Source organism: Pseudomonas sp. Leaf59, from assembly GCF_920984685.1.
Taxonomy (GTDB): Bacteria; Pseudomonadota; Gammaproteobacteria; order Pseudomonadales; family Pseudomonadaceae; genus Aquipseudomonas.
In genome coordinates, this window is the sequence record NZ_CAKLBR010000031.1 from 25,132 (window position 1) to 46,721 (window position 21,590).

Here is a 21,590-nt window from a genome sequence, read left to right on the forward strand (position 1 = left end):
TTATAGGGATGCACCCGGCCATGTCAAAGGAAATTCAGCCCTGTGCGTCAGCCGGTCACGCCGCTAGAATCGGCCGCTGCCTTGAGGAGACGCCCATGCTGCCTTTATTACTCGCATCCAGCTCGGTTTACCGCCGGCAATTGCTCAGCCGCCTGCACCTGCCGTTCACGTGCAGCTCGCCGGATATCGACGAAAGCCATCGCCAGAATGAGTCCGCGGTCGAGCTGGTCAAGCGCCTGGCCGAAGGCAAGGCTCGCGCCCTGGCCGGCAGCCATCCCGGACACTTGATTATCGGCTCCGATCAGGTTGCCGCGCTGGAAGGCCGGATTATCGGCAAGCCGCACACCTTCGAAAACGCCCGCGAACAGTTACTGGCGGCGAGCGGCAAGCGTGTGAATTTCCTGACCGGGCTGGCACTGCTGAACAGCCAGACCGGGCGCTGCCAGGTGGACTGCGTGACGTTTACCGTGCAGATGCGTGAATTGAATGCTGAACGTATCGAACGCTACCTGCATACCGAGCAACCTTATGATTGCGCGGGCAGCTTCAAGGCTGAAGGACTGGGTGTGAGCTTGTTCCAGAGTACCGAAGGGCCAGACGCCACTAGCCTGGTGGGCCTGCCGCTGATTCGACTGGTGGACATGCTGCTGGCCGAAGGCGTGCAAATCCCCTGAAGCCACACACAACCAAATGTGGGAAGGGGCTTGCTCCCGATTGCGGCGGGCCAGCTTGTAGATAAGCTGACTGATGCACCGCTATCGGGAGTAAGCCCCCTCACCCCTATGAATCACATCGGCCTTGAGAGATCAGCGCAGCGCCGGCCCCTGAAAGCCCATGTACAAGGCCAGCTTCTCCGCCACGCTGGCACCGAGCTTCTTGGAGAAGCGGTCAAACGGCGATTCCTCTACCGTGAAGTCAACCAACTCCTTCTCGCCGATCACATCCCGTGCCACCGAACTGGCACTGCCCAGGCCGTCGATCAAGCCCAACGGCAGGGCTTGCTCGCCCGACCACACCAGCCCGGAAAACAGCTCTGGATGGTCCTTGTCCTTCAGCCGATCACCACGACCCTGCTTCACACTGGCGATGAACTGGCGATGGGTGGTGTCCAGCACGCTCTGCCAGAACTGGGTTTCATCGGCCTTCTGCGGCTGGAACGGGTCCAGGAACGCCTTGTGCTCACCCGACGTGTAGGTGCGCCGCTCCACACCGAGCTTTTCCATGGTGCCGACAAAACCGTAACCGGCCGCCGTCACACCAATGGAGCCCACTAGGCTGGCCTTGTCGGCATAGATCTGGTCGGCGGCGCTGGCAATATAGTAGGCCCCTGAAGCACCCAGATCGGAAATCACCGCGTACAGCTTGGTCTCCGGGTGCAGGGCACGCAGGCGGCGAATCTCGTCGTAGACATAGCCCGACTGCACCGGGCTGCCGCCCGGGCTGTTGATGCGCAGGATCACGCCCTTGACCTTGCTGTCTTCAAACGCTGCACGCAGGCTGCCGACAATATTGTCGGCACTGGCGGGTTCCTTGTCGGCAATCACCCCGCGCACTTCGATCAAGGCAGTGTAGTAGGCGCCACGGGTGGCGCTTTTTTCCAAGTCCATCAGCGGGCTGAACAGTGCCAGCATCAGCAACAGGTAAGTGAAGGTCAGCAGCTTGAAGAAAATCCCCCAACGCCGCGCACGCCGTTGCTCCTGGACACTGGCCAGGAGAGTCTTTTCCAGCAGCTTCCAGCTTTTGTCATCACCGCTTTCGGCCTTTTCAGGCGCTTTCCACTCGTCACTCATACGCTTAACCCCGGCAAAAACTTATTGGGCCTGGCCAAGCCAGGCCTGCAATTGCGAAAAATGATCAATGGTCAGCCTGGGCTCGTATTGCTGCAGGGCCTGGGCGGATTGGGCGCCGTAGCTGACCGCCACACTGTCCATGCCGGCGTTGCGCGCCATGATCAGGTCGAAGGAGGCATCGCCCACCATCAAGGCCTGACGCGGCGACACGCCACAATGAGCGAGTATCTGCTCCAGCATCAGCGGATGGGGCTTGCTGGCAGTCTCGTCGGCGGCACGGGTGATGTCGAAGTAATCTTCCCAGCCATGGGCCTTGAGTACGCGGTCAAGGCCGCGACGCGCCTTGCCGGTGGCAACCGCCAAGTGATAACCCTCGGCGCGAAACGCATCCAGCGACTGCACCACGCCCTCGAACAGCGGCGAAGGCTCGGCTTCCAGCGCGATGTAGTGGTCGGCGTAATGGTTGCGGAACGCGACCAACTCGGCGTCGCCGATCTCGGGGTACAAAGCGCGGATCGCTTCAGGCAGGCCCAGACCGATGATGCCCTTGATCGCAAAATCCGAACACAGCTCAAAGCCCGAGCGGGTCGACGCCATGTGCATCGACTCAACGATCCGGCCAATGGAGTTGGCCAGCGTACCGTCCCAATCAAAAATCAGCAGCTTGTAGTCAAGGTGCGACACTCAGGCGCTCCACGGTCTTGGCCCACATCTCGTCGACCGGCGCCTGCAACTTCAACTCACCGCCATCGGGCAGCGGCACCGTGAGCATGTAGGCGTGCAGGAACAGGCGCTTGCCACCCAGATCGCGAATTTCCCTGGAGAACCCCTCATCGCCATACTTGGTATCGCCGGCAATGCAGTGGCCCGCATGCAGGGTGTGCACGCGAATCTGATGAGTACGTCCGGTGACCGGCTTGGCTTCGACCATGGTCGCAAAATCGCCGAAACGCCGCAGCACCTTGAACAGGGTCAGGGCTTCTTTGCCCTCCTCGTCCACTTCGACCATGCGCTCGCCGGAGCGCAGGTTGCTCTTCTGCAACGGTGCACGCACGCTCTTGATCGAGCTGGCCCAGTTGCCACGCACCAGTGCCATGTAGCGTTTATCCACGCCGTCGCCACGCAGGGCGGTGTGCAGGTGGCGCAGCATGCTGCGCTTTTTGGCGATCATCAGCAGGCCGGACGTGTCCCGGTCCAGGCGATGCACCAGCTCCAGTTCCTTGGCGTCCGGGCGCAACTGACGAAAGGCCTCGATCACGCCGTAATTCAGGCCGCTGCCGCCGTGCACCGCAATGCCGCAGGGCTTGTTGATTACGATCAGTTTGTTATCTTCGAACACGATGGAGGCTTCGAGGCGCTGCAGCAGGCCTTGTGCCAACGGCACCGGCTCGTCACGCTCAGGCACACGTACCGGCGGCACCCGCACGATATCGCCGGCCTGCAGCTTGTATTCGGGCTTGATCCGGCCCTTGTTCACGCGCACTTCGCCTTTACGCAAAATGCGGTAGATCAAGGTCTTGGGCACGCCCTTGAGCCTGGCCAGGAGAAAATTGTCGATGCGTTGGCCGGCATATTCCGGCGAGACCTCAAGCAGCTGGACGCTGGGGGTCGGGGGGGCGGTAGTCGTCATGGCGGCGATGATAACAATTTTTTATGGAATTGAAGCACTTAATCATTGCTGCTATAGTCGCGAACGCCGCCAAAAGCGGCCTGGACAGAGGACTTTCGGCAAACTGCCGGCCCTGACCATCGCAATTCATCAGGACGCGAGGCCGTCCTACGGGGCGTTTGCCACCCTGGAAGGCTCAGGATTGTAACAAGCGCAGGTGACATGAGGCCTGAAGCGAGTGCAGAAAGCAGAGTGAATACTCGCGTTTTGCGCCGATATTTACGGCCAGTTCACAAAGTGCAGTCAGTCTTGTGCCGGACCACGGCGAATGCTTCGGAAACAACGCCTGTTAAGAGCTGGATGTGAGCGCAGTCGCCCACATTGAGTCTTGTTTAGCCATGAGCGTGGACTCCCCATTGGAGCCCACGGTAAATGCCAACCCGCTGCGGATTCTGCGCGCGGCAGCACCCGAATTATCAGGGATACGTGTAGGGTGGAGATGCACAACCGTCGGACCGTGTAGCACTAGGCTTATATTTAGACGCTTCATCTCGTCCACAGTCGCCGGTTGATTCCTCCTCCTGACCTTAGCTTTTGTTGAAGTGGTGCCTTTGTCACCACCGCTAACAAGCAGGACGCGTCCGTCGCGATGCCCGCCCAATTGGCAGGTATTGCTGGACACTGGAGTGGCCAACCACTCTTGACGCACCTGACACCGACCGTGAGAAGTCGTGTGTGCCGAACGCCGTTTCCGGCAGCCCGGAAACCGACGGTACAACATGAAAAGAATGCTGATTAACGCAACTCAACCCGAAGAGTTGCGTGTTGCACTGGTAGATGGCCAGCGCCTCTACGACCTGGACATCGAATCCGGTGCGCGCGAGCAAAAGAAGGCCAACATCTATAAAGGCCGTATTACTCGCATCGAACCCAGCCTTGAGGCTGCCTTTGTCGATTTCGGCTCCGAGCGCCACGGCTTCCTGCCCCTCAAAGAAATCTCCCGCGAATACTTCAAGAAAGCCCCCGAAGGCCGCGTGAACATCAAGGACGTCCTGAGCGAAGGCCAGGAAGTTATCGTTCAGGTCGAGAAAGAAGAACGTGGCAACAAGGGCGCCGCCCTGACCACCTTCATCTCCCTGGCCGGCCGTTACCTCGTGCTGATGCCGAACAACCCGCGTGCCGGCGGCATCTCCCGTCGCATCGAAGGCGAAGAACGCAACGAACTGCGTGAAGCGCTCAACGGCCTCATCGCTCCGGCCGACATGGGCCTGATCGTGCGCACTGCCGGCCTTGGCCGCAGCAGCGAAGAAATGCAGTGGGACCTAGACTACCTGCTGCAACTGTGGACCGCCATCAAAGAAGCTTCGCTGGATCGCTCCGCGCCGTTCCTGATCTACCAGGAAAGCAACGTGATCATCCGCGCCATCCGCGACTACCTGCGCCAGGACATCGGCGAAGTGCTGATCGACAGCGTTGAAGCCCAGGACGAAGCCCTGACCTTCATCCGCCAGGTAATGCCGCAGTACGCCAGCAAGATCAAGCTGTACGAAGACAGCGTGCCGCTGTTCAACCGTTTCCAGATCGAAAGCCAGATCGAGACCGCCTTCCAGCGTGTGGTCGAACTGCCTTCCGGCGGCTCCATCGTGATCGACCCGACCGAAGCCCTGGTGTCCATCGACATCAACTCGGCGCGCGCCACCAAAGGCAGCGACATCGAAGAAACCGCCCTGCAGACCAACCTGGAAGCGGCTGAAGAAATCGCCCGCCAGCTGCGCCTGCGTGACATCGGCGGCCTGATCGTGATCGACTTCATCGACATGACCCCGGCCAAGAACCAGCGCGCCGTGGAAGAAAAAGTCCGCGAGTGCCTGGAAGCCGACCGCGCCCGCGTACAAGTGGGCCGCATCTCGCGCTTCGGCCTGCTGGAGATGTCCCGTCAGCGCCTGCGTCCATCCCTGGGCGAAAGCAGCGGCATCGTCTGCCCGCGCTGCAACGGCACCGGCATCATCCGTGACGTCGAATCGCTGTCCCTGGCGATCCTGCGCCTGATCGAAGAAGAAGCCCTGAAAGACCGCACCGCCGAAGTCCGCGCACAAGTGCCGATCCCGGTGGCCGCGTTCCTGCTCAACGAAAAACGCAACTCGATCACCAAGATCGAACTGCGTACCCGTGCCCGCATCGTCATCCTGCCGAACGATCACCTCGAGACGCCGCACTTCGAAGTGCAACGCCTGCGTGATGACAGCCCGGAAGCCCACAGCGGCCAATCCAGCTACGAAATCGCCGCGGCCGCTGCCGAAGTGGAAGAAGTCCAGCCAGCCGCTGCGACCCGCACCCTGGTTCGCCAGGAAGCCGCCGTCAAGACCGCACCGGCACGTGCCAATGCGCCGGTTCCGGTTGAAGCCGCCGCACCGGTTGCCGCACCGGCCGCCCTGCCTGAGCCAAGCCTGTTCAAGGGCCTGGTGAAGTCGCTGGTCAGCCTGTTCGCCACCAAGGAAGAGCCGGCTGCGCCGGTTGTGGCTGAAAAGCCTGCTGCCGAGCGCCCTGCGCGCAATGAAGAACGCCGTAACGGCCGCCAGCAGAGCCGTAACCGCAATGGTCGTCGCGACGAAGAGCGCAAGCCTCGTGAAGAACGCGCACCGCGTGAAGAGCGTGCCCCCCGTGAAGCCCGCGAGGACACCCCGACCGTAGCCCGTGAAGAGCGCGCACCACGCGAAGAGCGCGCCCCTCGCACCGCACGTGCACCGCGCGAAGATCGCAAGCCCCGCGGCGAGCGTGAAGAGCGTGTGCGTGAACTGCGCGAGCCACTGGACGCTTCGCCAGCCGTTGCGGCCGTCGCTGCCGCCAGCACCGAAGAACGCCCGGCTCGCCAGCCGCGTGAAGAACGCGCGCCACGTGAAGAGCGCCAACCGCGCCAGCCGCGTGAAGAGCGTCAGCCACGTGCCGAGCACGCTCAAGACAGCAGCGAAGAAGAAGTGCTGACCGGCGAAGAGCAACTGCAGGAAGATGGCCAGGACAACGCCGAAGGCGATCGTCCACGCCGCCGCTCCCGTGGCCAGCGTCGTCGCAGCAACCGCCGTGAGCGTCAGCGTGATGCCAACGGCAATGTGATCGAAGGCTCGGAAGAGACCGGCGAAAACGCTGAAGGCTCCAATAACGAAGCGACAGGCACCGAAGTAACAGGCAACGAACTGGCCGCCGGCCTGGCCGTTACCGCTGCCGTTGCCAGCTCGGTCATCAGTGCCCCGGCTGAAGCCCAGGCTCACGAGCAGGCTGAACGCGCCACCGCTGCTGTCGAAGAAACCCCTGCTGCAGAAGCGCCTGTCGCCGAAACCGCAGTGGTTGAAGCGCCAGTCGTCGAAGCGACTACCCCGATCGAAACCCCCGAGGTTCCGGAAGTGGAAGTTGCACTGGAGCGTGACGCCCAGCCGCAAACCGAAGTGGTTGCCGTAGAGCCTGCGCCAGTGGTCGAACCTCAGCCCGTGGTTGAAGCAGCTGTTGAGGCGCCGGCTGTCGAAACACCGGTTGTCGAAGAAGCCGCCCCGGCAGTGCGTGAAGTTCGTGAAGAACAGACCGCCTTCCAGTGGACTGCCGAACCGGCCGCTGCGGTTGAGGCACCTGCCCCTGTAGTGGAAGAAGCGCCAGCCGCGGTTGCCGAGGTCGCCGTCGTCGAGCCTGCCCCGGTGGTTGAGCCGACTCCGGTCGTCGAGCCCGCGCCAGTAGTTGAAGCGCCGGTGGCAGCTGAAGTGGCGGCCCCTGTGGTTGAAGCCGCACCTGCCAGCGCCCTGACTGAAAACGGCCGTGCGCCGAACGACCCACGTGAAGTGCGTCGCCGCCGCAAGGAAGCCGAGGCAGCCGCCGCTGCCCAGGCTTCAAAGGCCCAGGAAGAAGAGCACGAGCCTAAACCTCTCGCCTGATTCCATCAGCCACTAAAAAGCCCCGCCTGAGTGATCAGGCGGGGCTTTTTTTGTCAGTCCAAAAGCCTTAACCAGCAGACGCTTATCAAATACCAAATAACGTGTTGATTTTTAAAGGTCGAAACTTCAGGCAGCCACATCCCTGTGGCGAGCGGGCTTGCCCCGCGTTGGGGTGCGAAGCGCCCCCCATCAAGCAAAATGCGGTGTACCTGATACGGCTCAGCGCCTGGCTTTGGGGCTGCTGCGCAGCCCAACGCAGGACAAGCCTGCTCGCCACAGGGAATCTGCGCTTAACTGAACGGAAAATTTGTGGGCTTATTGTGGCGAGCGGGCTTGCCCCGCGTTGGGGTGCGAAGCGCCCCCAATCAAGCAAAACGCGGTGTACCTGATACGGCTCAGCGCCTGGCTTTGGGGCTGCTGCGCAGCCCAACGCAGGACAAGCCTGCTCGCCACAGGGAATCTGCGCTTGACTGAACGGCATTAGGGCTTGCCCGCTCGCCACAGAGGTAATGGAGCCTCCCTCATTTTAGTCTGCGTTGAAACTCAGCCCTTGCGGCACATCCACATCCCAGAGTACGCCGGCATCATTCACTGGCACTTGCTTCACGGCAGCCTGAGCAAACAGAGGCTTTGCGCCGCGATCCCCCGTCAGCGCCATTAACGAAGGGCCAAATGCCCGACCGAAAGCAACCGGATGCCCACGCTGCCCGGCATGCACTGGCACATTGATGCTTTGCAGATCATCGATCACACGCTCGATAGTCGCGGGCAGGACAAACGGCATATCCCCCAGCACCACCAACCAACCGTCAGCAGACGCACTGGCCGCAATCGCCGCCGCGATGCTGTCGCCCATCCCCGCCGATTGCAGCAGCAGGACCTCGCAGCCATATGCCCTGGCCAACCGAATGACGTCCGAACGTTCCGGCGACGTCACCAACAGCCGCGAGACGAGCTGCTCAGGCAAGTTCAGCAAAACATGCTCGATCACCGGCCGCGTTACGCCGTCCCGGCCGCTACATTGAGCCAGCAACTTATCCTCGCCCGTTTCGGCGCGAAAGCGACTGCCCTGCCCCGCCGCCAGCACAATCGCGGTCAGCGTCACTCAGCCACCGCCGCCAGCGGCTTTTTCTGCATCGGCGCCACGCCATTCTTGATCGCGACAATTTCCGCCATCAGCGACAGCGCAATTTCCGCCGGGGTGTGGCTGCCGATGTGCAAACCGATCGGCCCATGCAAACGTGCAATGGCCTCATTCGACAGGCCCAGTTCTGCGAGGTTTTCCCGGCGCTTCTGGCTGTTGACCCGCGAGCCCAGCGCGCCGATATAGAACGCGCTGGAATTCAACGCGGTCAGCAACGCCATGTCGTCCAACCGAGGGTCATGGGTCAGGCAGACGATGGCCGTGCGTTCGTCGGTCTGGATATTCAGCACCGCTTCGTCCGGCATGCCCGGCACAAAGCGACCGTGCTGCTCTTCCCAGCCGTAGACAAATTCCTCGCGCGGGTCGCAGATCAGCACTTCGAAATCCAGCAGCCGCGCCATTTCCGCCACGTACCGCGACAGTTGCCCGGCGCCGATCAGCAACAACCGCCAGCGCGGACCATAGATGGCCCGCAGACGCTGGTCGTCAACGCTCACCACATCGGTCTTGCTGGCATCGCTGAGGGTCACCTCTCCCGTGGCCAGGTTCAGCTCGCGGGCAACGATCTGGTGATCCTCACAGCGTGCCAGCAGCTGCGCGACCCACTCCCACTCCACCACCCGCTCCTCGGTCAGGCGCAGGGTGCCGCCGCACGGCAGGCCAAAGCGCGCCGCCTCGTCGCGGGTAACGCCATAGGTCACCATCTGCACCGGCGGGCCGTCAGCGGCCAGACGGCCATCCTGCAGGCGCGCGATCAGGTCATCCTCGATGCAGCCGCCGGAAACCGAGCCAATCACCACGCCATCGCCGCGCAGGGCCAGCATCGCCCCAGGCGGACGCGGCGCACTGCCCCAGGTCTGCACCACGCTGTACAGCACCACGCGATGCCCGGCCTGGCGCCACGCCAATACGCTACGCAGGACGTTCAGATCCACACTGTCCATCTACCCTCCTGTGAGCGTTTGTTGATGAGGTATCGATTGACTCTAAAGCAAAAAATTCCAAAAGGGCGTGCGTACAAACGCAAACGCCCCGAACAGGTCGGGGCGTTTGCGGGTTGCCTTGGCGTCAGTTCACGCCATCAGCGGTTTACTTGACCACCGGAGTCGGGCCTTCGGCCACGCCCAGGTCGTCGACTTCGCGGGTTTCCGAGATACCGGTGCCGCCGGAAGCCAACTCGCTTTGCAGCTTGTCGGTGTCCAGCTCCTTGACCCACTTGGCCACAACGATGGTGGCAACGGCGTTACCCACCAGGTTGGTCAGCGCACGGGCTTCGGACATGAAGCGGTCGATACCCAGGATCAGCGCCAAGCCGGCAACCGGCAGGTGGCCGACAGCCGACAGGGTCGCGGCCAGCACGATAAAGCCGCTACCGGTCACGCCTGCAGCGCCTTTGGAGGACAGCAGCAGCACCAGCAGCAGGGTGATCTGGTGGGTGATGTCCATGTGGGTGTCAGTCGCCTGGGCGATGAACACGGCAGCCATGGTCAGGTAGATGGATGTACCGTCGAGGTTGAACGAGTAGCCGGTCGGGATCACCAGACCCACCACGGATTTCTTCGCGCCCAGACGCTCCATCTTGATCAGCATGCGTGGCAGGGCCGACTCGGAAGAGGACGTACCCAGCACGATCAGCAGCTCTTCACGGATGTAGCGGATCAGCTTGATCACACTGAAACCGTGGGCGCGGCAGATACCGCCCAGCACCACCAGCACGAACAGCAGGCAGGTGATGTAGAAGCAGATCATCAACTGGCCCAGTTGCACCAGCGAACCCACACCGTAGGCACCGATGGTAAACGCCATGGCGCCCAGGGCACCGAGTGGCGCGAGCTTCATGATCATGTTGATGATGTTGAACATCACGTGGGCGAAGCGATCGATGAAGTCCAGCACCGGCTTGCCGTAGGCACCCAGGCGATGCAGGGCGAAACCGAAGATCACCGAGAACATCAGCACTTGCAGGATATCGCCGTTGGCGAACGCGCCGACGATGGTGTTCGGGATCACATTGAGGATAAAGCCGACGATGCTCTGGTCTTTACCGGCGGTGACGTACGCTGCGACTTTGGAGGCATCCAGGGTCGCGACGTCGATGTGCATGCCGGCGCCCGGCTGCACGACGTTCACCACGATCAGGCCGATCAGCAGGGCGATGGTGGAAACGACTTCGAAGTACAGCAGCGCGTAGCCGCCGGTTTTTCCCACCGATTTCATGCTTTGCATGCCAGCGATGCCGCTGACAACGGTGCAGAAGATGATCGGGGCAATGACCATTTTGATCAGCTTGATAAAGCCGTCACCCAGTGGTTTGAGGGCCACGCCGGTCTCCGGGTAGAAGTGGCCGAGCAAAATACCGATAACGATTGCGACGATCACCTGGAAATACAGGGATTTGTAGAGTGGCTGACGAGTCGTCATTGCAAAGTTCCTCAATCGTCCCGTGTGGCAAATATCCGCCATTGCCCACGACACTTGAATTGCGAACCCTCCTGCACTGGAGGGATTTGTTGTTTGCGAGGCCTGTAGAAACACACCTGCGCTGTAATCTTGATCGCAAACGCCGTGCCACTTTGCGGAAATTTCCGTCAGGCCTTTAGACGCCAGGGATAGCGATGGACAGGCATGGCCGGCCGGGTCAGACAATGTGGCGGATTTCCGCCGGACCGACCTCTATCGTCCTACAATGTGGCGGATATCCGCCTTGGTGAGATAAGTTTGCGGGAAGTGGCGCCTGGGCGGACGCTCTCGCAGGCAAGCCAGCGCCCACAGTTGACTGGATTCACCAATCAAAGTGTGGGCGCTGGCTTGCCTGCAATAGGGCGAGTGTAGCCAATGAAGATCAAACAGCCGGGAAATGAATCTTGAACGCCGCGCCACCCAATGGCGAATCGCCCAGGGTCAAGCGTGCGCCGTAGCTTTCAATAATGTCCTTGACCACCGCCAGGCCAATGCCCTGCCCCGGGTGCTGACGGTCCAGCCGTTCGCCGCGCTGCAGAATCCGCGCGCGCTGGTCGGGAGGTACGCCGGGGCCGTCGTCCTCGATGCACAGCTCGGCGCCTTCGAGGTTTTCCAGCAGGCTGATACGCACCTCCCTCACACACAGGCGGTAGGCGTTTTCCAGCAGATTGCCGAGCAGTTCGAGCAAGGCACCCTTCTCGATCGGCACATAGCATTCATCCGGCAAGTCGAAGGACACAGCCACGCGCTTGTCGCGGTACACCTTGTCCAGCGTGTCGCACAGGCTTTGCAGCACCGGCTCAAGCCGCACCTGATGGCGCACCAGGCCGCTTTTGCGCAAGCTGGCGCGTTGCAACTGATAGCCGATCTGCTGACTCATGCGCTCGATCTGCGATTGCAGCACCCAGGCCTGATCGCGGTCTGCCGGGCGCAGCGCCATGTCTTCGCTCACGCCCTGCAACACCGCCAGCGGGGTTTTCAGGCTGTGTGCCAGATCGTCGAGGGAATCGCGATAGCGTGCGCGTTGCTCGCGCTCACCGTGCAGCAGGCGGTTGAGAGAGCCGGTCAGGCGCAGCAATTCGCGCGGGTGTTGCTCGCTGAGGCTTTCGCGGGTGCCGCCCTCGATCTGGTCGAGCTCCTGACTCAACCGTCGCAGGGCTTGCAGGCCCCAGGTCAGGCCCAGCCACAGCAGGGTGAGCAGCACCAGCAACGCGGCGCCGAAGCCCAGGTAGAGATTTTCGCGCAGGCCTTCGAGGGTCAGCAGGTATTCGCGCACCGGTTGCAGGGCGACAATACTGAACGCGGCGCTCTTGCCACCGAGCAGCTTGACCTCCACGTCGTACACGAAGAATTCCTGGCCGTTGGCCTCGCGAATCCGCGCAAACTCATTGCCGCGCCCGTCATAGCGCGGCTTGTAGTTGATGTTTTCTTCCTGGGTCGCCCGCGAGCGCCACACCAGATGGCCCTCACGGTCGTAGATATAGCCGAGCAGGCGGCTGTCGGTGAGGTTGAAGCGCTCGTCCGGCAACTGCGCTGGCATCAGCAGGCGGTTGTTTTCAACCCGCGCCGCCGAGATCAGGGTCGTCACGTCCGACGCCAGCCGCTGCTCGATGGAATCCTGCAACGCCAGGCTGAACGCGCCCTGCATGGCCGGCAACAAACCCAGCATGAACAGCACGGCGAGGGTGGCGGCCGCCAGCATCAGGCGTACGCGAAGCGAGCGAATCAAAGGCAGCGCTCATTGAACAGGTAGCCCAGGCCACGCACGGTGTCGATCGGCTTGAACCCGGCCGGGCCTTCCAGCTTGCGGCGCAGACGCCCGACCAGCACTTCGATGACGTTCGGGTCGCGCTCGTCGTCGTCGGGGTAGAGCTGTTCCATCAAGCGGTCCTTGGCGACCACCTGCTGATGGTGGCGCATCAGGTACTCGAGGATCCGGTATTCGTAGGCGGTCAGCGCCAGCGGCTGCTCATCGAGCGAGGCTTGCTTGCGATTGAGGTCGAGCAGCAAGGGACCTGCGACGATGGTCGACTGGGTGAACCCGCTGGAGCGGCGCAGCAAGGCGTTCATGCGCGCTTCCAGCTCTTCAAACTGGAACGGCTTGACCACATAGTCGTCGGCGCCGGAGGCCAGGCCTTCGACCTTGTCCTGCCAATTGCCACGGGCAGTGAGGATCAGGATCGGGAACGTCTTGGCGTCGCTGCGCAGTTTACGGATCAGGTCCAGGCCGCCCATGCCGGGCAGGCCCAGGTCGATGATGGCCAGGTCGTGATTGAACTGCCCGGTCTGATACAGGGCTTCTTCGGCATTGGCCACGGCTTCGACCACGTGCCCGCTGTCGGTCAGGCGGGTCAACAGGTGATGACGCAGCAGCGCCTCATCTTCCACCACCAGCAATTTCATAAGGCTCTCCAAGGCAATTCAACTGTCCGACAGAGGGATATCATAGCGGCCCTGCAGGTCTTGCTGGCGTATTTTAATCCCGTTGCACTGGCCGCTGAGGCGGTAACCCGCCTGCACAGCCCAGAACCCCGACGGCTGGTCCCATGCAGACTACGCACGTGCCCCTGAACTCCCCCTGAACAAGCTCTGAACCTGGCCTGAACCACTGCGGGGTATCCACTGACGCGCCAACTCGGCAAAATACCGCGCATGACGCCCCTACCCACATGCTGCACCCCACTCGACAGCCACTGGCCCCTGCCCGCGCCCCTGCCCGGCACGGTGTTCTTCAGCACCCGCTTTGATCCGGCGCGGTTGGACAACGGCGATTTTCAGCGCTGCGCAGTGCCGCCGCCAGCGAGCATCCAGCGCTCGGTGGCCAAGCGCCAGGCGGAGTTCCTCGCCGGCCGCGTGTGTGCCCGCGCCGCCCTGCAATGCCTTGATCATTTGGACTACACCCCGGCGATTGGCGACGATCGCGCGCCGGTGTGGCCGGGGCATATCAGCGGCTCCATCACCCACAGCACCGGGCATGCGGCGGCGATTGTCGGCCACAAGGCGCAGTGGCGCGGGCTGGGGATGGATGTGGAGAACATGCTCACGCTGGAGCGGGCGCAGCGTCTGGCCGCAGAGATTCTGACGGCCGATGAGTTGCAGCGCCTGGCCCTGTTGCCGCAGGCACAGATTGCACAGGTGGTGACGCTGACGTTTTCGGTGAAAGAAAGCCTGTTCAAGGCCTTGTATCCGATTGTGCAAAAGCGCTTCTACTTTGAGCATGCCGAGGTGCTGGACTGGTCGGACACAGGTCACGTGCGGCTGCGGTTGCTGACGGACCTTTCCAGTGAGTGGTGCGATGGCAAGGAGCTGGAGGGGCAGTTTGTGGTGAATGACGGGCAATTGTTGAGTCTGGTGGCTGTCAGCGGCTGATACACCGCTATCGGGAGCAAGCCCCCTCCCACAGGGGAACGCATTCCAAACATGGAAGGGGGCTTGCTCCCGATAGCGGTCTCAGGGCTTACCTTGCACCCTCGGCCAGCTCAGGCTGAAACACGCCCCGCCCAGGTTATGGCTCTTGGCGATCAATGCCCGTCCGCCATGCCAGTAAATAATCCGCCGCACGATCGACAGGCCCAGGCCATGCCCACCGGAGGCACGGGTGCGGCTGTCGTCCAGACGCAGGAACGGCGTGAAGATGCGTTCCCAGGCGCTTTGCGGCACGCCCGGTCCGTCGTCCTCAACGTCGATACGGCACTGCGACGCGCCCACCTGATAGCTGATCAACACATGTGCCTGGGCGTGGCGCATGGCATTGCTTACCAGGTTTTGCAGGGCGCGGTGCAGGTAGCGCGGTTCGGCATCGACCCAGGCGTCATCCCCTTGCGCTGATGACAGGCAGTCACCTCGACTGACGGTGACTTCGCGACGCAGTGGCGATAACTCGCCGATGACCTGATCGAGCAGTGCATCGAGGTCGACCCGCTGAAAATTCAGCGCCGGTGCGCCCTGCTCCAGCCGGGCGTAGGTGAGCATTTCGTCGACCAGGCCATCAAGGTCCTGGATATCGCCGTCCATCCCGTCCAGGTATTTGCGTCGCGCTTCGGGCGTGGCCGCGTCGCCAAGCATTTCCAGGCCGAAACGCAGACGTGCCACCGGCGTGCGCAATTCGTGGGACACCGCACGCACCAGCTCGCGCTGAATCGCCAGCAATTGCTGCAGGTGCTCGGCCATGCCATTAAAGGCAGCGGCCAGGCGACCCACCGAATCGGCACCGCGTGCCGGCACACGCACTTGCAGATTACCCTCGGCGATCCGCGTGGCGGCAGCTTCCAGGCCTTTGAGGCGCCGCTCCAGCTGGCGCACCAGGAAATAAACGATCAAGCCGATCAGGGTCAGGCCTGCCAGCGCAATCAGCACCAGCCATTGCACCGGATACGGATTCATTTGATACAGCGGACCGATTTCCAGCACCCAGGGCGTGCCCGCCATGCCGGCAAACACGCGGATCGAGTCACCGCCCTTGCCCAGCGCCATCACCGTATCGCCTTCCGTCACGCGGCGGCGCTGGTCGTCGTCCATATCCGCCTGGTCGAGGGCCAACAGGTGCATATCAAAGCCAAAACCCTTGGCCTCTTTCAGAGCGGCCAGGCGCTGCGGCTGCTCGGCCACGGGGAAACGCACCAATTCGTCGGCCAGCAGGTAAATCGTCGCACGGGCCAGTTGCTCGCTGATCTGCTGCACGTCGCCCGTCAGTAGCAGTTGCTCCCGTTCGCTGACCAGGCGCAGCACCCGTGCGGCATGGGGCCCGGTCTGCTCCACCAGTACCTGGCCGCGCTGCAGGCGACTGCGCTGGCCGAGGTCCAACCGGGCGTCGGCCAGTGGGCGCAGTTGCAGGGGGATGCCCAGCAGACGTTCCCACATGGCCAAGGCCCGTTGACGCTCGATGGTGTTCATGGTTTGCAGGTTGTCGCCCATCAGCGCAAATGTGCCGTGGGCCAGGCGCTCGCGGTACTGGTCGCTGCGCACTCCGTTGAGCAGGTGCAGGGCCAGCACGCCGAGCAGCGCCACCAGGACCAGGGCGGCGCACATGCCGCCGTAGATGCGCAGGAAGATCGAGTTCACAGCGACGTATCCGCAGCGGCTTGGGCGACGAACAGATAGCCTTTGCTGCGGATGGTCTTGATCAGGCGCGGGTGGATCGGGTCGTCGCCGATCTTGGGGCGAATGCGTGAGATGCGCACATCGATGGAGCGGTCCTGGCCGTCATAGCCGATGCCGCGCAGAGCGATGAAGATTTCCTCGCGGGACAGAATGCGCCCGGCGTTCGCCACCAGCAGCCAGAGCAGGTCGAATTCGGCGCTGGTCAGTTCGATAGCGCCAGCGTGCAGCCAGGCTTCGCGCAGCGCACTGTCGACCACCAGCGGACCGAACTGCAGGCGGCGCTGGTGAGGGGCGCTGGTCGGTTCTGCCGGTTCGCTGCGCCGCAACAATGCCTGGATGCGCGCCAATAAAAGGCGCGGGCGCACCGGCTTGCACACATAGTCGTCGGCGCCCAGGTCCAGGCCCTGTATCTGGTCCATGTCGTCGGTGCGCGCGGTGAGCATCAGGATCACGCCGTCATACCGCGCGCGCACCTTGCGGCAGATACTCAGGCCGTCCTCGCCGGGCAGCATCAGATCGAGGATCACCAGGTCCGGCTGCTCGGCAATGATGCGCGCCGCGGCCAGCGCACCGTTACTTTCCACCGACACCCGCAGGCCGTTGCTCTGCAGGTACTCACGGGTCAGCTCGGCCAATCGCTCGTCGTCCTCGACGATCAACAAGTGCCAGGGTGCTTGCTCCACGGGTGATCCTCGTTGTTATGAAACGCCCTCCGGCGGACACCACCCCCTCCCACATTTGAATGTGCGCAGGCCATAGCGTCTTTGTCATATTTTGGGGGCATAAGTGAGGCCGATTGTAGCCATGGGCCAGCCCTCTGACACAAGACAGGAAGTGCATTCGGTGATCGCTTTTTTTTATGGTAGGGTTCGCGCCCTTCGAAATTGCACGGCCTGCATTGCGAGCTGAATGTTCAACGACAAACGGTCAGATGCAGCAGTAATGCGGCCTACACCGGCACTGAACCTTTCTTACACATTTTACCCACGAGTTATCCACAGGTTACTGCGTTGCTAACCCCTCCAAAACGCATTATCTTGTAGCTCGGCAGCAAGGTAGACCCTACATGTGGGGTTTTCGCCCAATTTGCCCAACCACAGAAGCAGTCCCTGATTCAAGTTTTTTATGGCGTGTGCAGCGTAGAACCAACGATTTTTTTCAGTAGACCAAATCGCTTAAGCGGATGGCAGCTGTTCTCCATCCCGATATGGAAAACGGTACGGGTGTTGCAGGCAAAAGCCTGGCACTCGCAATCAAATATAGAACGTGGAGACAACCCCCCCATGCAAACCGACACAACTCGCGAGAACCCGCAGGGCTCCGTGCCGCAGGCCGCTGATTCGAACCTGGATCTGTCCGCCACCGCACCTGGCCAACTGCGCGTGATCAAGCGTAATGGCACTGTCGTTCCTTACACCGATGACAAGATCACCGTCGCCATCACCAAAGCGTTTCTTGCAGTTGAAGGCGGCAATGCTGCCGCCTCGTCGCGCATCCACGACACCGTTGCCCGCCTGACCGAACAGGTCACCGCGACTTTCAAGCGTCGCATGCCGTCGGGCGGCACCATCCACATCGAAGAAATCCAGGACCAGGTTGAACTGGCCCTGATGCGTGCCGGCGAGCAGAAAGTCGCCCGCGACTACGTGATCTATCGCGATTCGCGCGCCAAGGAGCGTGCCGTGCGCGCCCCGGCCGAAGACGCCGCGGTACAGGCTCACCCGTCGATCCGCATCACCCTGGCCGACGGTTCGTTTGCACCACTGGACCTGGGCCGCCTGAACACCATCATCACCGAGGCCTGCGAAGGCCTGGAAGAAGTCGATGGTGAGCTGATCCAGCGCGAAACCCTGAAAAACCTGTACGACGGCGTGGCCCTGACCGACGTCAACACCGCCCTGGTGATGACCGCCCGTACCCTGGTTGAACGCGAGCCGAACTACTCGTTCGTGACCGCGCGCCTGCTGATGGACACCCTGCGTGCCGAAGGCCTGGGCTTCCTGGGCGTGGCCGACAGCGCCACTCACCATGAGATGGCCGACCTGTACGCCAAGGCCCTGCCGGCCTACATCGCCAAGGGTATCGAATACGAATTGCTGAACCCGATCCTGGCCACCTTCGACCTGGAAAAACTCGGCAAGGCGATCAACCACGAGCGCGACCAGCAGTTCACCTACCTGGGCCTGCAAACCCTGTACGACCGTTACTTCATCCACAAGGACGGTATCCGCTTCGAACTGCCACAGGTGTTCTTCATGCGCGTGGCCATGGGCCTGGCGATTGAAGAGAAGCATAAAGAAGACCGCGCCATCGAGTTCTACAACCTGTTGTCGTCCTTTGACTACATGTCGTCGACCCCGACGCTGTTCAACGCCGGCACCCTGCGTCCACAGCTGTCGAGCTGCTACCTGACCACCGTGCCGGATGACCTGTCGGGCATCTACCACGCGATCCATGACAACGCCATGCTGTCCAAATTCGCTGGCGGCCTGGGCAACGACTGGACTCCGGTGCGCGCACTGGGTTCGTACATCAAGGGCACCAACGGCAAGTCCCAGGGCGTGGTGCCGTTCCTGAAAGTCGTGAACGATACCGCCGTAGCGGTCAACCAGGGTGGCAAGCGCAAAGGCGCGGTGTGTGCCTACCTGGAAACCTGGCACATGGACATTGAAGAGTTCATCGAGCTGCGCAAGAACACCGGTGATGATCGCCGTCGTACCCACGACATGAACACCGCCAACTGGATTCCGGACCTGTTCATGAAGCGCGTCTTCGATGACGGCCAGTGGACCCTGTTCTCGCCGTCCGAAGTGCCGGACCTGCACGACCTGACCGGCAAGGCCTTCGAAGAGCGCTACGAGTACTACGAAGCCCTGTCCCAGTACCCAGGCAAGATCAAGCTGTTCAAGACCATCCAGGCCAAAGACCTGTGGCGCAAGATGCTGTCGATGCTGTTCGAAACCGGCCACCCATGGCTGACCTTCAAGGACCCGTGCAACCTGCGCAGCCCGCAGCAGCACGTGGGCGTGGTCCACAGCTCGAACCTGTGCACCGAGATCACCTTGAACACCAACAAGGACGAGATCGCCGTTTGCAACCTGGGCTCGATCAACCTGCCGAACCACATCGTCAACGGCAAGCTGGACACCGCCAAGCTGGAACGCACCGTCAACACCGCAGTGCGCATGCTCGATAACGTGATCGACATCAACTACTACTCGGTGCCACAGGCGCAGAACTCCAACTTCAAGCACCGTCCGGTCGGTCTGGGCATCATGGGCTTCCAGGACGCGCTGTACCTGCAGCACATTCCTTACGGTTCGGATGCCGCGGTCGAGTTCGCCGACAAGTCCATGGAAGCGGTCAGCTACTACGCGATCCAGGCTTCCTGCGACCTGGCCGACGAGCGCGGCGCCTACGAGACGTTCCAGGGTTCGCTGTGGTCCAAGGGCATCCTGCCGCTGGATTCGCAACAGATCCTGATCGAGCAACGTGGCCAGAAGTACATCGACGTTGACCTGAACGAATCCCTGGACTGGGCGCCGGTACGTGCCCGTGTGCAAAAAGGCATTCGTAACTCCAACATCATGGCCATCGCACCGACCGCAACCATCGCCAATATCACTGGCGTGTCGCAGTCGATCGAACCGACCTACCAGAACCTGTATGTGAAATCGAACCTGTCGGGCGAATTCACCGTGATCAACCCGTACCTGGTGCGCGACCTGAAAGCCCGCGGCCTGTGGGACTCGGTCATGATCAACGACCTGAAGTACTACGACGGTTCGGTGCAGCAGATCGAGCGCATCCCGCAGGAGCTCAAAGAGCTCTACGCGACCGCCTTCGAAGTGGACACCAAGTGGATCGTTGACGCCGCCAGCCGTCGTCAGAAGTGGATCGATCAGGCGCAGTCGCTGAACCTGTACATCGCCGGCGCTTCGGGCAAGAAGCTCGACGTGACCTACCGCATGGCCTGGTACCGTGGCCTGAAAACCACTTACTACCTCCGTGCCCTGGCCGCGACCAGCACCGAGAAGTCGACCATCAACACCGGTAAGCTCAACGCGGTTTCCAGCGGCAACCACGGTGATGATTCGGTGCTGGCTGCTCCAGCCGGTCCGGCGCCAGTGCCAAAGGCTTGCGCCATTGATGAGCCGGATTGCGAAGCTTGCCAATAAGCTGAGCGCGTCACTCGAAGCCCGTCAACCGAAAGGTTGACGGGCTTTTTTCATGCCTCGCCCACTCTACACAAAGGCGTACGCTTCACCGCGCTGCTCCTGTTGTGGGCGCCCACCTCGTCCCCCCCATAACTCCACCTGCCCGCCAATGACCGCCATCGAATGGCCGCCGTAGTTCACAACGCCCAACGCGCCGCTGGCGAGCTCATCACGCGACGATTGCCGGTAAAGCCCCTTGAGCCCCAAACGATCCAGGCCTTCGCTGGCATGTTCACCGTCGTTCAGGCTTACCAGGGCATCCAGGTAGCTCCTGCGGGCATTGTGATCATTGCCCTCGCCAAAGCCATTGTTGCCTTCCATCTGCGCCCGTTTGGCACTCGCGGCATACAGAAAGTTGGCGTCGGTCATCATCGCCGGGTCATCGCCCAGGAAGCGGGCCTGCTGGGCGGCCTGCTGCAATTCGCCCTTGCTCAAGTGGAGCTGGAAACCATCTCGCATCTGAACATCCCAACCATCGCCAGCCGCTTTCACGTCGCGGAAAATATCGGTGGGCTTCTGACCGAACTTCATCATCGCGCTTTTTATGGCTGAAACTGTTACGCAGTTCCCATCCGGCCCTTGCCTGAACCCGGACCAGATATTGCCAGGCTCTCTGCCCATCCCAGGCTTTTTACCCGGATTGCTTTTGTCGGGTGTGTAATGGGTAAAACGCGCCCCTTGGGTGAAGGGCTTGTTGCTCATGGATTCTACGGAACCGAAATTTTCAGGCCTGACGCGCGGGCCCGAGCCGCCGCCTCCCGGCAACGGCAGTGAAGGCAAGGCCGCATCGTCCTCAGGAAACCATCCGCTCAGTAACTGCTTGAGAAATTGAAGAAACTTGCGATCCGCGTCCTCAATCAATTTTTTGAGGAGGTTCTTGAACGGCTCATCGCCTATCTTCTCGCGCAACGCATTGAGCTTGTCGCGCGTCTCCCTGACCGTCTGGCTTTTGCCGTCCTGCTGTGCATCGAAGAGTTCATTCAGCAACTGCTTGAGCGCCGCCACCTCGGCCACCGGCACCACCGCAGGCGTCTCGCCACGCGCTCCCCCCGGGGTAACGCCCGCACGTGCGCCAGCAAACCCTGATACCCCTGAATTCCACATAACCCGCCCCTTTGATTGGTTAGCCTCGTGGGCCCTGGCCCATCAGTGGCAAAGCGGGCATGGCGCGTTCCTCCCGCCGGCATTTCAAGGCATAACCTGATAGTCCGCTGGCGTTTTTCCTACGTGTCTAGTCCTGAAATAGGTTTACACCTGTTTCAGTCTCAAAACGCCTGATGCACCGCATCGGGCGTTTTGTATTTCAGGGATAAGTGCGGCCGCTCCCCGTTGTAGATCAGCACCGACTCATCC

General features: G+C 61.7%; 15 protein-coding genes. 4 read left to right on the top strand and 11 right to left on the bottom strand.

Going from position 1 to position 21,590, the window contains the following annotated elements:
- The first annotated feature begins 95 nt into the window (after positions 1 to 95).
- A complete protein-coding gene (locus LUB09_RS22930; protein ID WP_209983951.1) occupies positions 96 to 674 on the top strand; it encodes a Maf family protein in 579 nt (192 codons plus the stop codon).
- A 132-nt stretch (positions 675 to 806) separates the two neighbouring features.
- Here LUB09_RS22930 and LUB09_RS22935 read toward each other — a convergent pair whose 3' ends face one another.
- Genes LUB09_RS22935 through rluC form a run of 3 tightly spaced genes read right to left on the bottom strand, consistent with a single transcriptional unit; the run spans position 807 to position 3,420 of the window.
- Positions 807 to 1,790 carry a S49 family peptidase gene (locus tag LUB09_RS22935; protein ID WP_231423778.1) on the bottom strand — a complete coding sequence of 328 codons (984 nt, stop codon included), beginning with the start codon at positions 1,788 to 1,790 and terminating at the stop codon, positions 807 to 809.
- 21 nt (positions 1,791 to 1,811) lie between these two features.
- Entirely contained in the window at positions 1,812 to 2,474 is a 663-nt protein-coding gene (locus LUB09_RS22940) for an HAD-IA family hydrolase (RefSeq protein ID WP_231423779.1), read from the bottom strand.
- Positions 2,461 to 3,420, bottom strand: coding sequence for a 23S rRNA pseudouridine(955/2504/2580) synthase RluC (gene rluC / locus LUB09_RS22945; protein WP_209983957.1), 960 nt, complete (start codon positions 3,418 to 3,420; stop codon positions 2,461 to 2,463). The genes LUB09_RS22940 and rluC overlap by 14 nt, the downstream gene beginning before the upstream one ends.
- 758 nt (positions 3,421 to 4,178) lie before the next feature.
- Between rluC and rne the strand changes: the two genes are divergently transcribed.
- The gene (rne, locus tag LUB09_RS22950; protein ID WP_231423780.1) at positions 4,179 to 7,316 is read left to right on the top strand and encodes a ribonuclease E; all 3,138 of its coding nucleotides are present in this window, start codon (positions 4,179 to 4,181) and stop codon (positions 7,314 to 7,316) included.
- 526 nt (positions 7,317 to 7,842) lie between these two features.
- Here rne and LUB09_RS22955 read toward each other — a convergent pair.
- From LUB09_RS22955 to LUB09_RS22975, 5 genes are all read right to left on the bottom strand, one after another.
- Positions 7,843 to 8,421, bottom strand: a complete 579-nt coding sequence (locus LUB09_RS22955; protein ID WP_209983961.1) for a nucleotidyltransferase family protein — start codon at positions 8,419 to 8,421, stop codon at positions 7,843 to 7,845.
- A complete protein-coding gene (locus LUB09_RS22960; RefSeq protein ID WP_209983963.1) occupies positions 8,418 to 9,404 on the bottom strand; it encodes an XdhC family protein in 987 nt (328 codons plus the stop codon). The genes LUB09_RS22955 and LUB09_RS22960 overlap by 4 nt, the downstream gene beginning before the upstream one ends.
- A 145-nt stretch (positions 9,405 to 9,549) precedes the next feature.
- Positions 9,550 to 10,881, bottom strand: coding sequence for a dicarboxylate/amino acid:cation symporter (locus tag LUB09_RS22965; protein ID WP_209983965.1), 1,332 nt, complete (start codon positions 10,879 to 10,881; stop codon positions 9,550 to 9,552).
- Positions 10,882 to 11,302: 421 nt separating this feature from the next.
- Positions 11,303 to 12,649, bottom strand: coding sequence for an ATP-binding protein (locus LUB09_RS22970; protein WP_209983967.1), 1,347 nt, complete (start codon positions 12,647 to 12,649; stop codon positions 11,303 to 11,305).
- Positions 12,646 to 13,323 carry a response regulator gene (locus LUB09_RS22975; RefSeq protein ID WP_003233491.1) on the bottom strand — a complete coding sequence of 226 codons (678 nt, stop codon included), beginning with the start codon at positions 13,321 to 13,323 and terminating at the stop codon, positions 12,646 to 12,648. Before LUB09_RS22975 ends, LUB09_RS22970 begins: the two co-directional genes overlap by 4 nt.
- A gap of 249 nt (positions 13,324 to 13,572) precedes the next feature.
- Between LUB09_RS22975 and LUB09_RS22980 the strand changes: the two genes are divergently transcribed.
- Complete coding sequence (locus LUB09_RS22980) at positions 13,573 to 14,289, top strand: 4'-phosphopantetheinyl transferase family protein (RefSeq protein WP_231423781.1); 717 nt, start codon at positions 13,573 to 13,575, stop codon at positions 14,287 to 14,289.
- A gap of 81 nt (positions 14,290 to 14,370) precedes the next feature.
- Here the strand turns inward: LUB09_RS22980 and LUB09_RS22985 are convergent, their stop codons facing one another.
- Both LUB09_RS22985 and LUB09_RS22990 read right to left on the bottom strand, forming a co-directional pair.
- A complete protein-coding gene (locus LUB09_RS22985; RefSeq protein ID WP_231423782.1) occupies positions 14,371 to 15,981 on the bottom strand; it encodes an ATP-binding protein in 1,611 nt (536 codons plus the stop codon).
- Positions 15,978 to 16,703, bottom strand: coding sequence for a response regulator (locus LUB09_RS22990; protein ID WP_231423783.1), 726 nt, complete (start codon positions 16,701 to 16,703; stop codon positions 15,978 to 15,980). Before LUB09_RS22990 ends, LUB09_RS22985 begins: the two co-directional genes overlap by 4 nt.
- 600 nt (positions 16,704 to 17,303) lie before the next feature.
- Here LUB09_RS22990 and LUB09_RS22995 point away from each other — a divergent pair.
- Entirely contained in the window at positions 17,304 to 20,198 is a 2,895-nt protein-coding gene (locus tag LUB09_RS22995; protein WP_209983977.1) for a ribonucleoside-diphosphate reductase subunit alpha, read from the top strand.
- A gap of 66 nt (positions 20,199 to 20,264) precedes the next feature.
- Here LUB09_RS22995 and LUB09_RS23000 read toward each other — a convergent pair whose 3' ends face one another.
- Positions 20,265 to 21,251 carry a hypothetical protein gene (locus LUB09_RS23000; RefSeq protein WP_231423784.1) on the bottom strand — a complete coding sequence of 329 codons (987 nt, stop codon included), beginning with the start codon at positions 21,249 to 21,251 and terminating at the stop codon, positions 20,265 to 20,267.
- Positions 21,252 to 21,590 lie beyond the last annotated feature (339 nt).